The sequence below is a fragment of the Nonomuraea sp. NPDC050022 genome, assembly GCF_044460705.1.
In the GTDB taxonomy this organism is placed as follows: Bacteria; Actinomycetota; Actinomycetes; order Streptosporangiales; family Streptosporangiaceae; genus Nonomuraea.
In genome coordinates this window covers 1,061,826-1,076,034 of sequence record NZ_JBITKE010000002.1, presented here as the reverse complement: position 1 = coordinate 1,076,034, position 14,209 = coordinate 1,061,826, and the positions used below count along the sequence as shown (strand labels likewise).

The 14,209-nt window shown below is 71.9% G+C and carries 10 protein-coding genes; 7 read left to right on the top strand and 3 right to left on the bottom strand.

Translation table 11 applies throughout. From position 1 onward, the window contains the following. The first annotated feature begins 4 nt into the window (after positions 1–4). The gene (locus tag ACIBO2_RS11310; protein WP_397296579.1) at positions 5–1,924 is read left to right on the top strand and encodes a hypothetical protein; all 1,920 of its coding nucleotides are present in this window, start codon (positions 5–7) and stop codon (positions 1,922–1,924) included. Here ACIBO2_RS11310 and ACIBO2_RS11305 read toward each other — a convergent pair. From ACIBO2_RS11305 to ACIBO2_RS11295, 3 genes are all read right to left on the bottom strand, one after another. Further along, on the bottom strand, positions 1,841–3,769 hold the full coding sequence (locus ACIBO2_RS11305; protein WP_397296577.1) for a cytochrome c oxidase assembly protein: 1,929 nt from the start codon (positions 3,767–3,769) through the stop codon (positions 1,841–1,843). The two genes, ACIBO2_RS11310 and ACIBO2_RS11305, sit on opposite strands and share 84 nt — an antisense overlap. Positions 3,770–3,873: 104 nt before the next feature. Continuing rightward, on the bottom strand, positions 3,874–5,418 hold the full coding sequence (locus tag ACIBO2_RS11300) for a M28 family peptidase (RefSeq protein ID WP_397296575.1): 1,545 nt from the start codon (positions 5,416–5,418) through the stop codon (positions 3,874–3,876). Between the two features lie 187 nt (positions 5,419–5,605). Continuing rightward, positions 5,606–6,544: a methionyl-tRNA formyltransferase gene (locus ACIBO2_RS11295; protein WP_358544410.1), complete on the bottom strand. Its 939-nt coding sequence runs from the start codon at positions 6,542–6,544 to the stop codon at positions 5,606–5,608. A gap of 81 nt (positions 6,545–6,625) precedes the next feature. Between ACIBO2_RS11295 and ACIBO2_RS11290 the strand changes: the two genes are divergently transcribed. From ACIBO2_RS11290 to ACIBO2_RS11265, 6 genes are all read left to right on the top strand, one after another. Next, complete coding sequence (locus ACIBO2_RS11290; protein WP_358544409.1) at positions 6,626–7,951, top strand: SidA/IucD/PvdA family monooxygenase; 1,326 nt, start codon at positions 6,626–6,628, stop codon at positions 7,949–7,951. Continuing rightward, a complete protein-coding gene (locus ACIBO2_RS11285; RefSeq protein WP_358544408.1) occupies positions 7,951–9,015 on the top strand; it encodes an iron chelate uptake ABC transporter family permease subunit in 1,065 nt (354 codons plus the stop codon). Before ACIBO2_RS11290 ends, ACIBO2_RS11285 begins: the two co-directional genes overlap by 1 nt. A gap of 104 nt (positions 9,016–9,119) precedes the next feature. Next, positions 9,120–10,175, top strand: a complete 1,056-nt coding sequence (locus tag ACIBO2_RS11280) for a FecCD family ABC transporter permease (protein WP_397296572.1) — start codon at positions 9,120–9,122, stop codon at positions 10,173–10,175. A gap of 94 nt (positions 10,176–10,269) precedes the next feature. Beyond that, positions 10,270–10,515 carry an MbtH family protein gene (locus tag ACIBO2_RS11275; protein ID WP_225295555.1) on the top strand — a complete coding sequence of 82 codons (246 nt, stop codon included), beginning with the start codon at positions 10,270–10,272 and terminating at the stop codon, positions 10,513–10,515. A 53-nt stretch (positions 10,516–10,568) separates the two neighbouring features. After that, positions 10,569–12,389 (top strand): ABC transporter ATP-binding protein, encoded by a 1,821-nt coding sequence (locus tag ACIBO2_RS11270; protein ID WP_397296570.1) that lies wholly within the window; start codon positions 10,569–10,571, stop codon positions 12,387–12,389. Next, positions 12,386–14,209 (top strand): ABC transporter ATP-binding protein, encoded by a 1,824-nt coding sequence (locus ACIBO2_RS11265; protein ID WP_358544405.1) that lies wholly within the window; start codon positions 12,386–12,388, stop codon positions 14,207–14,209. The genes ACIBO2_RS11270 and ACIBO2_RS11265 overlap by 4 nt, the downstream gene beginning before the upstream one ends.

Genomic DNA, 14,209 nt, shown 5'->3' with positions numbered 1-14,209 from the left:
CCATATGACCGACAGCTTCGCCCGGCGCCCACCCGTTGTCACGGCGAGCGTCCCCGTCATCGAGCCACCGGCCTGGGCGCTGTCCCAGCGCGCGCTGTTCGACCTGCTGGACAGCGGGTGGCGGCTGTTCTCCTCCCGCTACGCCCGGCCTGACGGCTCGCTGCGCTACTCCGGCCGGCTGTCCAGCCGCGACGGCGCGGACGACTTCTTCGAGCCGTTCTTCAACTGGCCCCAGCTCTACCTGCTGGGCGGCGCGGACGACCTGCTCCCGGCGTGCGCCCACCACTGGGAGGGTGTGGCGGCCCAGATGACCGAGCTCGGCATGTTCGCCGAGGAGTTCGAGATCGGCTACGACTGGTTCCACCAGGGCGAGAGCCTGCTCTTCACCTACTTCCTCACCGCCGCCGACCCGGCGGCCTGGGCGGAGCGGGCCACTCGGTTCGCCGACCTCTATCTCGGTCCGGCCAACTACGACCCGGACCACCACATCATCAAGGCCCCGCACAACGGCAGCGGGGGAGCTCGCGACGGGGTGTCCGACACGCCCGCCTATCCCTGGACCGAGGCCGAGGCCGCGCAGTACGGCTACCCGCTGGACTGGCTGGTCCCGGCCGACGCGCCGGTGCCGCCGCTCGCCGACGACCCGCGGCTGGGCGCGGAGATGCGCGAGCGTATGGGCCGGGGCGACGCGGTCGGCAACCTGAGCGTGGCCGGCCTGGTCTGCAACGCCTTCCTGGTCTCCGGCGACGAGCGATACGCCGCCTGGCTGCGCGAGTACGTCGGTGCCTGGCAGCGCCGGGCCCAGGACAACGGCGGGATCGTCCCGGACAACGTCGGCCTGGACGGTACGGTCGGCAGCCAGCTGGACGGGCGCTGGTACGGCGGTCACTACGGCTGGACCTGGCCGCACGGCATGTACAGCGTCGGCCAGGCGACGGCCGTCGGCGCGCTCAGCGCCGCGCTGGCCACGCGCGACGACCGCTACCTCGACCTGCTCCGGTCGCTGCTGGACGCGATCATCGGCCTGGGCGTCAAGCTGCCGTTCAGCCAGAGCGACTCGGCCAACCAGGGCCGCTGGCGCGCTCATCTCGGCTCGGACGTGGACACCGCCACCCTGCTCGTGCCCTACCGGCACAGCGACAAAGGCTGGTTCGACTACAACCCGATCCAGACCTCGGTCCCGTTCGCGCTCTGGCACCACACCGGCGCGGCCGAGGACCGGGCCCGCCTGGACGCGCTGCGCGCCGCGGCCGGTTACGACTGGGCGACGGTACGGCCGTTCCGCGACAAGGAGGAGGCCGGACACGAGGAGCCGTGGTACGCCTACCTGCGCGGCGACAACCCGGACTACCCCCAGCGAATCCTCGCCGCCGCGCACGCCCAGGCCCGGCGCCGCATAGCGCTGCTGCTCGCCAACGCCGACCGGGACCTGCCGGAGGAGGCGATCCACCTGTGGCAGAACGTCAACCCGGTGGTGACCGAGGCGCTGGCCCAGACGATGTGGGGCGGCCCGCAGGTCATCTACAACGGCGGTCTGCAGCAGGCCAGGGTCCGCTACTTCGACGCCGAACGTCGCCGCCCTGGCGTGCCGGAGCAGGTCGCCGCGCTGGTCAGCGCGATCGAGCCGGAGGCCACCGTGGTCACGCTGGTCAACCTCTCGGCCACCGACGACCGGGTGCTCATCGTCCAGGCGGGGGCGTTCGGCGAGCACGAGATCGCCACCGCCGTCGCGACCGGCGCCGAGCCCGGCTGGACCGGCCACGACACCGAGTACATCCACCACCAGCCGGTGCCGTCGGCCACCGAGTTCACGGTCGGCGGCCCGCACCTCACGGTGGAGCTACCGGCCGGCACCACCGTCACGCTGACCCTGCGGCTGCGGCTGCACGCTTACCAGCCGTCGTACCGGCAGCCGTGGGACTGAGCCGGTCCTCCCCGCAGGCTTCCGTGACCGGGTCAGCCGTACGGCCAGGAAGGCGAGGGCGGCCACGGGCAGCGCCAGGTAGATCAGGCCGGCCAGCCATTGCCCGGCCGCCACGCCCGGCGCGCCGCGCGGGGTCACCTGCGCGAACCAGTCCTGGGCCAGCACCGGCCCGTACAGCAGGAGTAGGCCGACCACCACCTGCGCCGCGGCGACGGCCGCGAGCAGTCGGGTGCGATCGCGCCGGGCGATCGTCTGGGGCAGCGGGTCGACCCCGGCCAGCACCCAGCAGCACAGCAGCCCGGTGCCGAAGAACAGGCCCTGGGTGAGCAGGTGGACCGCCTGGTTGGTGACCGACCAGGCCAGCCACTCGGTGCCGTAGAGGACGAGGAGCGGCAGCACATAGATGGCCAGGAGGGTCGTCGGATGAGTGAGCCGCCTGGTCAGGGGGCTATTCAGGATGGCGGAGGTGACGTCGCCGTACTGTGAGGCGGGGGTGATGGCCCGCGCGGTCAGCGTCAGCGGCGCCCCGAAGGCCAGCAGCAGCGGGCCGACGACGTTGAGCACCGTGTACTGCAGCGCGTGCGCCGACGGCATCGCCCGCGCGTAGGCGCTCACGCCGCCGGCGAGCACCAATGCCAGCACCGCCACCCCGGCGCACCAGGCGATCGTCCGGCCCACCGGCCACGGCACGCCGGCCCGGGCGAGCCTGCGCAGCCCGGCCAGATAGCCGATGACCGGAAGCGCCAGGGCGAGCAGGACCAGCGGGTTCGGCCGGAACTCGGTGATCAGGTGGCCGATCGAATAGGGCGCCAGGTTGTAGCCCAGGAGGTCGTCGTGGCTGCCGGTGGTCGGCGGCGCGGAGCGCGACAGGCCGACGGCCAGGCCCATGGCCGCCGCCATCACCACGATCTCGCCGGTGGCCAGCCGGACGAAGGTGCCGCGCCTGGAGTGTTCGGCGATCCCGGCGACGGTACGGCGGCGGTGGATCCACCCGATGACGCCCAAGGCCACCAGCGCCGTCACCTTGGCCAGGACGAGCGTGCCGTACCTCGTCGTCCACAACTGCGGCACCGAGTCCAGCCGGACCCAGGCGCCGGCCACACCGGACACGGTCACCGCGACGAAGCAGCACAGGGCCAGGGTGCTGAATTTGGCGACGACGCCGGCCAGCCGGTCCGAGCGGCGGAAGTGGATCAGCACGGCCACCAGGCCGCCGACCCACACGGCCGCCGCGAGCAGGTGCGTCATCAGCGCCGAGACCGCGACGTCGTGATCTCCGGCCGAGGCGGCGTGACCGACGTAGGCGGGCGGCAGCAGGCCGAACGCGGCGGCCACGAGCAGGGTGACCGCCCACCGGGGCCGCCGGCCGTCCCGTACCCGAGAGGAGCCGAGCACCACGACCGTGGCCGTGCACGTCACCACGAGCATGGCCTGCGTCTGGGGGAGAGTGGTGCCGAAGTTCAGCAGGGTGAAGTCGCCGAACACCTGGCTCGCCGGGAGGCTGAGGATGTTCGCGAGTGTCAGCAGGTAGGTCAGCAGCGCGCAGAGCGCCCAGCCCAGTGCCCAGCCGCCCGCGGCGCGTACGCAGGCGCTCGCCTCCGGCGCGTCGCGCCGGACCAGGACCACCCCGGCGACCAGGGTCCCCACCGTGCCGACGGAGCACACCTCCAGCGCCAGCCGCGCCAGCGGCACTCCCCAGACGGTCAGCGGATCGGGTGTCGGCAGCCCCTTGATCGGCGGCGGTGTTCCGCCTCCGCCGACCCATAACGCGCCCACCAGCGCCAGGACGCCGACCGCGACGGCGACACCGGCGTATAACAGCGCCCGACGCCCGGATGACAGCACCAGCGTCCTCCTTTGTCAGGGGGCGTCCCTCTGTTGGGTAAGCGTCCCCCTATGGACGGGTACGTCCGCGTACCTGCGGCGGTTCGATGGCCGCAGGAGCGGATTTATCGCTTTATTCTTCCGCGAAGCTCGGCGCCGGGGTCGGCGATCGCGGTGATCGCCGCGGTTTCCGCGGCGGTGGCGGTCGGGCCGGGCAGGACGGGCTTGAAGGCGTAGACCAGGGCGGCGGCGGCGATGGCGCCGGTGTTCAGCGCCAGAGCCCGGTCGTTGATGTTCGTCGTGGTGTCGCAGGCCTTGTGGTAGCACGCGTCGTACGGCTGGCCGGCCGTACCACCGAACAGGGCCGCCTCCTGGGCCGTCTTGATGCCCTCGCCCCCGGTGAACAGGCCGCCGGAGGCGATGCCGGCCGCGATGAACGGGCCGTAGTCGGAGCGGCCGTCGAAGTCGGTGCCGTTGTGGCCCTGCTGCAGCAGGTCGTAGTAGCTCTCGAACAGCTTCTCGATCTCGGCCGAGCCGGGCGGACCGGCGGGCTCGCCCGTGGCGTCGGAGTCGTCACCGTCGTAGATCTTGAGGGCGTAGTTCGGCGAGGCGATCATGTCGTAGTTGAGGTAGAGCTTGATCCTGCTCCGCCGGGCGGGGCTCAGGTGCTCCACGTAGAACTTCGAGCCCAGCAGGCCCAGCTCCTCCGCGCTCCACCAGGCGAAGCGGAGTTTGTTCCGGGTGGGGATCTTGCCGAGCGCCTCGGCGACGGCCAGGAGCGCGGCGCTGCCCGAGCCGTTGTCGTTGATGCCCGGCCCCTCCAGGACGGAGTCCAGATGCGCCCCGGACATGACCACCTTGTCCGGGTCGCCCCAGGGGGAGTCGGCGATCACGTTAGAGGTGGTGCGTACCTCGCTGATCGTGTCGGTCTTGAGGTGGACCGTCGCCCCCGTGGCGAGCTCCTGGCCGACCGCGAAGGAGGCGCCGACGACCGGGATGGAGACCGGTTCGCCGAGGTTGCCCTGCGGAGTCGCGGTACGGCCCGGCTGACCCTCGTTGAAGATGATCGCGGCCACGGCGCCCGCCGCCTGCGCGTTCCGCGCCTTGACCAGGAAGGCGCAGGTGCCGCGCTGCAACAGCGCGATCTTGCCCGGCGTGAACCCGGCGAAGTCGGCGGCCTCGCAGCCGGAGGTGGAGGTGCCCGGTGTCGGGCCGGGCGGCAGGACCAGGTCGACGTTCTGCAGGGCCGCGATGACGTCGCCGCGCCCGGAGTAGCTCATCGTGGCGAGATCGCCGAGGGTGGAGCCGTCGGGCGGGGTCGGGGTGTAGACCTTGTGAGCCGGGGCGACCCGCTCCATCAGCGCGGTGGATCGCTCCTGGTAGAAGGGGAAGTCGAACGGCTGAACGGTCACCCGGTAACCGGCGGCCCTGAGCTTGGCGGCCACGTAGTCGCGCGACGCGTCGTGGCCGCGGGTGCCCGCCGCGCGGGTGTGGTGGTGGATGTCGGCGATGGCCTGCAGCGCCCGCAGGTGCTCCTTGACCGCCGCGAGGGCACCGGAGCCGATCAGCCTCCCCTCGGCGGGGCCGGGGGCGGCGTCGGCGTGGGCGGCGACGGGGGCGAGGGTGAGTGCCGCGACCACGGTGAGGGCGCGGTGGACACCCCCGCGCATGACGGTAGGCATAGGGCTTCTCCAACTGGCGGTGGGTGTAGTGCGATCCGGACACCATCAGCCGGGAAGAACCTGGCGACCGCCAGTCAGATGATCACCCCATTCTAGGAGCGGGCCCCGCGAAAACCGGACACCCTCAGGCGCTCAGGCATGTCGTGGCGCTTCCGAGGTGGCCGCACCTGTTGCGTTATCCGAGGTAGCCGCCCATGGTGCGGAAGTAGTCGGTGGCCGCGTGCTCGGTGCCGTCCGGTGTCCGCAGCCGTTTGACCACCAGCCCGCGTCGCTGCCCGGTCCGCGCGTCCGCGCCGGCGACGATGACCACCCCATCCCCCTCCCGGATGAAGATCCGTCCGGGGGTGCCTCCGTAGCGGGCCTGCGACACCGCGGCCGAGACGATCTGGATCCGCTCGCCGCGATGGTGGGTGAACGCGTTCGGGTACGGGTCGGACTGGGCTCGGACCAGCCGCTCCAGGTCCTCCGCCGGCCAGGACCAGTCGATCCGGCCGTCCTCGACCGACCGCTTGTGGAAGAAGCTGGCCTGGGTACGGTCCTGGGGGACCCAGCGCGCCCGGCCGGAGGCGATCAGGTCCAGCGACTCCCGTACGAGCGGCTCGATCAGGTCCACCGTCCGGTGGAAGAGGTCGGTCGTGGTGTCGTCGTCCTTCACGGGCACGGCCCGTTGCAGCAGGATGTCGCCCGCGTCCAGTTCGGCGTTCATGCGGTGCGTGGTGACGCCGACCTCCCGCTCGCCGTTGATCAGGGCCCAGATCAGCGGCGAGAAGCCCGCGTACGCCGGAAGCAGCGAATCATGGATGTTGAGCGTGCCGTGCGGTGGCAGGTCGAAGATCTCCGGCGGCAGCCAGGTCCGCCAGTTGTTGGCGACGATGATGTCCGGCGCGGCGTCCCGGAGCGCCTGGAGGAGGCCGGCGTCGTCGGGCCGGTCGCGCAGCAGCACCGGCACGTCGTGCCGCTCCGCGAGTTCCGCGACCGAGTCGTCCCAGATCTTCTCGTAGGCGTGCTCGCTCTTGGGGTGGGTGACGGCGAGGACCACGTCGTGGCCGGAGTCGAGCAGGGCGCGTAATGTCCGATGGCCCCACGTCTGGTACCCGAACATGACCACTCGCATGATCGATCCTCTCTGCCATGATTCTTGAAAGGTTAGCCTTACCTTATCTACTATTGCCCCGATAAGGGAGGCGATGCCGCGGTGGAGACCCTGCCGAGTGGTCCGGACACGATCTACGACATCCTGGGAGTCGGATTCGGGCCATCCAACCTGGCGCTGGCCATAGCCGTCGACGAGCACAACGCGCGGGTCCCGGAAGCGGACCGGCTGCGCGCCGGGTTCCTGGAGAAGCAGGCCGCCTTCGGCTGGCATCGGGGCATGCTGCTCGACGACGCCACCATGCAGGTGTCGTTCCTGAAGGACCTGGTCACCATGCGGGACCCGGCGAGCGACTTCAGCTTCCTGTGCTACCTGAAGGAGCGCGGCAGGCTGGTGGACTTCCTCAACCACAAGACGCTGTTCCCGTTACGGATCGACTTCCACGGCTACTTCGAGTGGGCCGCGGCCCGGATGCGGGAGATGGTCGAGTACTCCGCCGAGGTCCTGTCCATCGAGCCCGTCGTCACCGAGGACGGCGAGGTCCCCCTGTTCGACGTGACCAGCCGCGACCCCGGCGACCCGGAGCGCTTCATCGTCCGCCGGACCCGCAACATCTGCGTCGCCACCGGCCTGGAACCCCACCTGCCGCCGGACGCCGCCCTGTCCGACCGCGTGTGGCACAACAGCGAGCTGATCCCGCGCGTGGCCGCCCTCACCGAGGCCGGCGTCCCGGTACGCCGGATCCTGGTGCTCGGAGCCGGGCAGAGCGCGGCGGAGACGGCCGACTATCTCCATCGGACCTTCACCGGCGCCGAGGTGTGCGCGGTCTTCGCGAAGTACGGCTACACCCCGGCCGACGACAGCCCCTTCGCGAACCGGATTTTCGACCCCGAAGCCGTCGACACCTTCTTCCAGGCCCCGCCCTCGGTCAAGCAGGCGCTCCACGACTATCACCGGGGCACCAACTACTCGGTGGTCGACATGGACCTCATCGAGTCCCTGTACGCGACCATGTACCGCGAGAAGGTCCAGGGCAACGAACGCCTGCGCATCCTCAAGGTCTCCCGCATCAGGGACGTCAGCGTCAACGGCGACCGCCTGGACGTCACGGTGGAGTTCCTGCCGACCGGCGAGCGGGAGGTGCTGGCCACGGACATCCTCGTGCACGCCACCGGCTACCGCCCCCAGGACCTCGGCGTCGTGCTCGGCGAGACGGCCAAGCTCTGCCTGCGCGACGAGGAGGACGAGGTCCGGATCGGCCGCGACTACCGCGTCGAGGTGCCCTGGCACGTGTCGGCCGGCATCTACGTACAGGGGGCCAGCGAGCACACGCACGGCATAACTTCCACCCTGCTGTCCACCACGGCCGTCCGCGCCGGCGAGATCCGCGACTCGCTGCTCGCCAACCGCGCGCGAGCCACGAGCTAGTGGTATCCCTGCGCCCACAACCTTTACCGAAGCAGACGGAGCGGCAGCCGGCCGGCGGCGTCGCCGCGACGAACGCGGGCCGGAGCGCGTGGCTGGCGGTGTGCCTGGTGCTGCTGGCCGTCGCCTGCGTCCTGAGCATCGTCGTCGGCACCAAGAACATCGCCCCGGCCACGGTCTGGAACGCCTTCGCCCACTTCACCAACACCGACGACCAGGTGCTCGTACGCGAGCTGCGCGTCCCCCGGACCGCGCTGGGCCTGCTCGTCGGCGCGGCGCTGGGCATCGCGGGCGCGCTCCTCCAGGCCGTGACCCGCAACCCGCTGGCCGACACCCAGATCCTCGGCGTCAACGCGGGCGCGGGCCTGTTCGTGGTCTTCGCGATCGGGGTGCTGGGGCTCACCGGGATCTGGTCGTACGTGTGGTTCGCCTTCCTCGGCAGCGCCGTCGCGATGGTCCTGGTGTACGCCCTGGGCTCGGCGGGCAGCAGGGGCGCGACGCCGATCCAGCTGACGCTCGCCGGTGTGGCGCTGGGCGCGGTCATGGAGGGCGTCTCGGCCGGGATCCGGCTGATGAAGCCGCGGGCGTTCGACTACCTGCGGTTCTGGGACGTCGGCACGCTGGCGGGCAGGCCGCTGTCGATCGCGGGGGCGGTGGCGCCGTTCGTCGCGGCTGGGCTGGTCCTGGCGCTGGCCGTCGCGCGGTCCCTCAACGCCATCGCCCTCGGGGACGATCTCGCCCGGTCCCTGGGCACGAACATCGCGCGGGCGCGGGCGCTGTCCATGGTCGCGGTGACCCTGCTGGCCGGGGCGGCCACCGCGGCTGTGGGTCCGATCGGGTTCGTGGGTCTGATGGTGCCGCACGCCGTCCGCTGGATCGTCGGGCCGGACCAGCGGTGGATCTTCGCGTACACGATGGTGTGCGCGCCGGTACTCATGCTCGCCGCCGACGTCGCCGGCCGGGTGGTCATCCGGCCGGCGGAGCTGCAGGTGGGGATTGTGACGGCGTTCGTGGGCGCGCCGGTGCTGATCTGGCTGATCCGCCGCAGAACGGTGAACGGCCAGTGACCGGCTCGGCGGGATCGGGTCCGGTGGGATCTGACGCGGCGGGCTCCGGTGCGGTGGGATCCAATGCGGTGGGGACCGGTGCGGCGGGATCGGTGGGGTCCGGCTTGGACTCGGGATCCGGTCTGGACTTCGGTCGGGGGGTCGTGGTCGTGCGTGGGGCGTCGGTTTCGCTGCGGTTCGGGGTGCGGACGGCGGTCATCTGCGGCGTGCTGGGTCTGGCGGCCCTCGCGGTGGGCGTGCTGGCCCTCGGCACCGGCGAGTTCGAGGTGCCCGTCGGGGAGGTGGTCCGCGTCCTGCTGGGCGGCGAGCCGGGTCCCGCCCGGCTGGTGATCATGGAGTGGCGGCTGCCACGGGTGCTGCTGTCCCTGCTCATCGGGATGGCTCTGGGGCTGAGCGGTGCCGTGTTCCAGTCGTTGACGCGCAATCCCCTGGGCAGCCCCGACGTGATCGGCTTCAACACCGGCGCCTACACCGGAGTGCTGGTCACGATGATGTTCGTCGGCCGCGACTACTACCAGACGGCCGCGGGCGCGCTCGTGGGCGGCCTGCTCGCCGCCGCCGTGGTCTACCTTCTGGCCTACCGGAAGGGCGTCCAGGGGTTCCGGCTGATCATCGTGGGGATCGCGGTCAGCGCGATCCTCGGCGCGGCCAACCAGTGGTTCGTCATCAAGGTGAACCTGCAGACCGCCGTCGCCGCCGCGATCTGGGGACAAGGCAGCCTGAACACCCTGACCTGGGACCAGGTCCTGCCCGTGGCCGTCTCGGTCGCGCTGCCGACCGCGCTCCTGGTGGCCCTCGGGCCGCGCCTGTCGCTGCTGGCCATGGGGGACGACGCCGCCGCGGCGCTCGGCGTACGGACGGAGCGGTCGCGCCTGGCGTACCTCGTCATCGGGGTCGCGCTGACGGCGGTGGCGACGGCCGCCGCCGGGCCGATCTCGTTCGTCGCGCTCGCCGTCCCGCAGCTGGCCCGCCTGCTGACGCGTACGGCCGGCATCGCGCTGGTGCCGTCGGCGGTCACGGGCGGGCTGCTGCTGGCCACGAGCGACTGGCTCGCGCAGCGGGCCTTCGCCCCCACCCAACTCCCGGTCGGCATCGTCACGGTGTCGCTGGGCGGCGTCTACTTCGCCTGGCTGCTGGCCAGGCAGGCACGCAGCCGATGAGGCGAGCCATCGCCGCCGTGGCGCGGGGCGACCCGGTGCTCCCGACCGGTCGCGCTCCCATCCATCCACCCACCCCCGATGCCAAGGAGGCACAGTGTCCGACAACCCCTTCGACGACGAGAACGGCACCTTCTACGTCCTGGTGAACGACGAGGAGCAGCACTCCCTGTGGCCGACCTTCAAGGAGGTGCCCGGCGGCTGGCGGATCGTCTTCGGCGAGGGCGGCCAGAGCAAGCGGCAGGAGTGCCTCGACTACGTCGACGCGAACTGGACGGACCTGCGTCCCAAGAGCCTGCGTGAGAGCATGGCCCGCGCGTCGGCCCAGGTGAACGACAGCTGAACGCGTCAGCCACGGCGCGGCCCCGGACGGGGTGGCGCGTTCTCCTGCGTACGGTGACCCGCAACCGGCGGCGGCTGGGCCTGGGGACCGCTCTCATCAGCCTCCACCAGGTGTGCGAGTCACTCGTACCGATTTTCATCGGGGTCATCGTCGACCGGGCCATCGGTCCTGGCGACGGTGGCGCCCTCGTGCTCTGGGTGGCGGCCCTGGCGGTGCTGTTCGTCGTGCTGACGATGGTGTACCGGTTCGGCGCCCGGCAGCTCATGCTCGCCATCGCGGTGGAGGCCCACACCCTCCGGGTCGAGGTGGCGGAGAAGATCATGCATCCGCGCGGCATCCGTACCGGCCGTCGCGCCGGCGACCTGCTCACCGTCTCGACCACCGACACCGACAACACCTCGTACCTGCTGGACTACGTGCCACGCGTCGCCGGCGCGGTGACGGCGACCGTGGTGAGCGCCGTCGCGCTGCTCGTGATCGACTGGCGGCTCGGGCTGGCCGTCCTCGTCGGGACGCCCGTGGTGCTCCTCGCGCTCCAGGCGGGCACGCCGCTGATCACCAAACGGGTGACCGAGCAGCAGGAACGCGCGGCGGAGGCCACGTCACTGGCGACCGACCTGGTCAGCGGGCTGCGCCCACTGCGCGGCCTCGGCGCCGAGGGGGCGGCCGCCCAACGCTACCGGGAGGTCAGCGGGCGGTCCTTGCGGGCCGTCGTCCGGGCGGCCCACACCCAGGGCGTGTACGTGGCCGCCTCGACGACCTGCGGCGCGCTGCTGGCCTGCGGCATCGCGATCCTGGCCGGGTGGTTCGCGCTGACCGGGCGGATCAGCGCCGGGGAGCTGATCACCGTGATCGGGCTCGCCCAGTTCCTGATGGAACCGATCGGGCTGCTGGCCATCGTCCCGAGCTGGGTGGCGGAGGCGCGAGCGTCGGCCGAGCGCGTGGCCGTCATCCTGAACGCGGACCCACTGGTACCCGACGGCACCGAACCACTCGACAACGGGGCGTCCGGCAACAAGGCGCCCGGTCTGGAGGTGCGCGCCCTCAGATACGGCACCCTCGACGGGGTGGACCTCCTCGTGCGGCCCGGCGAGTTCGTGGGCGTCGCGGCACACCGCTCCGCCGACGGAGAGGCACTGGTCAAGGTCCTCTCGGGGCGGGTGGCGCCGGAGGAGTACGACGGCCGGATCCTGGTCGGCGGTCGAGAGCTGGCCCGGATACGGCTGGCGCACGCCCGCCGGACAATGCTGGTGGAACCCCATCAAACGGACCTGTTCACGGGCACAATCCGCGACAACCTCACCGTAGGCGCACTGGCGGTGGGCCGAGCGGACCCGGTGGACGCGGTGAGCTCGGCGGGCCGAGAGGCCCCGACGGACCCCGTGGGCTCGGCGGGCTCGGCCGGTCCGGGTCTGTTGGCTGAGGTCCTGGCTGCCTCGGCTGCCGATCAGGTGCTGTCCGCCCATCCCGACGGTCTGGAGCATCTGGTCACCGAGCGGGGTGCCAGTTTGTCGGGCGGGCAGCGGCAGCGGGTCGCGCTTGCCCGGGCGCTGCTGGCCCGGCCGCCGATCCTCGTCCTGCACGACCCGACGACGGCCGTGGACGCCGTCACCGAACACGCGATCGCCCAGGGCGTACGAGCTCTGCGACACGCTCAGAGCCCAGGGCAGGCCCCCGAGCAGGGCGTACAGGCTCCGTGGCACCCGCGCGGCGAGGCGGTCCCGTTCACCACCATTGTGGTCACGAGCAGCCCCGCGATGCTGGCCGCGACGGACCGGGTCGTCGTCATCGACGGCGGCCGGGTGGTCGCCGAAGGCAGCCACACCGAACTGGCCGCGACCGACAGCGACTACAACCGGGCGGTACTGAGATGAGCGGATCAGGTGGCGACGGGACGGACACCGGGCGAGATCGCGAGTTGCTCCCGGTCGCCGGCGCGCGCCTCACGTGGGCGTGGCTGTGGCGCGAACTCCGCGTCCGGTGGCCGAGCCTCACCTTCGCGCTGCTGGTGGGCCTGCTGGGGGCGGTCGCCTCCGTGGTGCCGGCGTACGCGCTGGGCGCTCTCGTGGACCGGGTGCGGGAGCACGCCCCAGCCTCCGCGATCGTGCCCATCACGATCGTGATCACCGTCGCGGCCGTGGTCGGCGGGCTGGCCACCGGCCTGGCGACGTACCTGATCGGCCGGTTGTGCGGGCAGATACTCGCGGTGCTGCGGGAGGCGACCGTGGCCCGGGCGCTGACCCTGCCCGCCACGACGCTCGAACGTACCGGGAAGGGCGATCTGCTCTCGCGGGTGGGCAGCGACGCGGCCGCGATCGGCAAGGCGGCCTCCGACGTGATTCCCACGATGATCTCGGCGTTCCTGCTCGGCGTCCTGAGCGTCGCCGCGATGGCCGGGATCGACTGGCGGCTCGGGCTGGCCGGCGCGGTCGCGGTGCCGTTGTACGCGGTGGCGCTGCGGTGGTACCTGCCGCGCGCGGCGCCCCAGTACGCCCGGGAGCGGCAGGCGGTGGCGGACTCGTCGCAGCTGCTCGTCGAGAACATGCAGGGTGTACGCACGGTGCACGCCTACCGTCTGGAGCGGGCGCGGCTGCACGACATCGGGATCGCCTCCGGGCGGGCCCGCGACATCTCGGTCTCGGTCTTCACGCTGTTCACGCGCTTCGTCGGCCGGGTCAACCGGGCGGAGTTCTTCGGGTTGGCCGCGATCTTGGTGGCGGGGTTCCTGCTGGTGCGCGGGGGGTCGGTGACGGTCGGCGAGAGTGCCGCCGCGGCCGTCCTCTTCCATCGGCTGTTCAACCCGATCGCGATGCTGCTGTTCACCTTCGACGAGGTACAGGCGGCGGGCGCGAGCCTGGCCCGGCTGGTCGGGGTGGTGGAATTCACTCCGGCGCCTCAACGTCCGGACCGGGCGCCACGCGTACCTGGGGACGGTTCGCTTGAGTTGTCCGGTGTGCGCTTCAGCTATGACGGCCAGGTCGACGTTCTCCACGACGTGAGCGTGCGGGTCGCGGCGGGCGCGCGGGTGGCGCTGGTGGGGTCGACGGGGGCGGGCAAGTCCACCCTCGCGGCCATCGCGGCCGGGATCCTGCGGGCCGGGCACGGCGAGGCGCGCGTCGGCGGCGTGTCGCTGGCGGAGCTGGCCCCGGCGGACCTGCGGGAGCGGGTGGCGATCGTCACCCAGGAGACCCACGTCTTCGCCGGGCCGCTGATCGAGGACCTGCGCCTGGCCCGCCCGGGGGTCTCGCCGGACGAGGCCGCCGCCGCGCTGGACACCGTCGGCGCGCTGGACTGGGCGCGGAGCCTTCCGGAGGGCCTGGACACGGTGGTCGGCGAAGGCGGTCACGAGCTGACCGCGGCCCAGGCCCAGCAACTCGCCCTCGCGCGGCTGGTGCTCGCGGACCCCGCGATCGCCGTCCTGGACGAGGCCACGGCGGAAGCGGGCAGCCTGGGCGCCCGCGACATCGAGGCGTCCGCCGCCGCGGCGACCCGGGGACGGACCACCCTGATCGTCGCCCACCGTCTCACCCAGGCGGCGTCGGCCGATCGGGTGGTCGTCCTCGAACACGGCAAGGTCGTCGAGGAGGGCCCGCACCACGAACTGGTCGCCGCCGGCGGCCGGTACGCCGAACTGTGGCGGGCTTGGGAGACGCGTACACCCACTTCCCCATCAAGTAAGGCTAGGCTAACCTAA

Bases quoted from the DNA above. Each gene is read 5' to 3' on its own strand.
- ACIBO2_RS11310 (WP_397296579.1), top strand. From the start codon at position 5: ATGACCGACAGCTTCGCCCGGCGCCCACCCGTTGTCACGGCGAGCGTC.
- ACIBO2_RS11300 (WP_397296575.1), bottom strand. From the start codon at position 5,418: ATGCGCGGGGGTGTCCACCGCGCCCTCACCGTGGTCGCGGCACTCACC.
- ACIBO2_RS11295 (WP_358544410.1), bottom strand. From the start codon at position 6,544: ATGCGAGTGGTCATGTTCGGGTACCAGACGTGGGGCCATCGGACATTA.
- ACIBO2_RS11265 (WP_358544405.1), top strand. From the start codon at position 12,386: ATGAGCGGATCAGGTGGCGACGGGACGGACACCGGGCGAGATCGCGAG.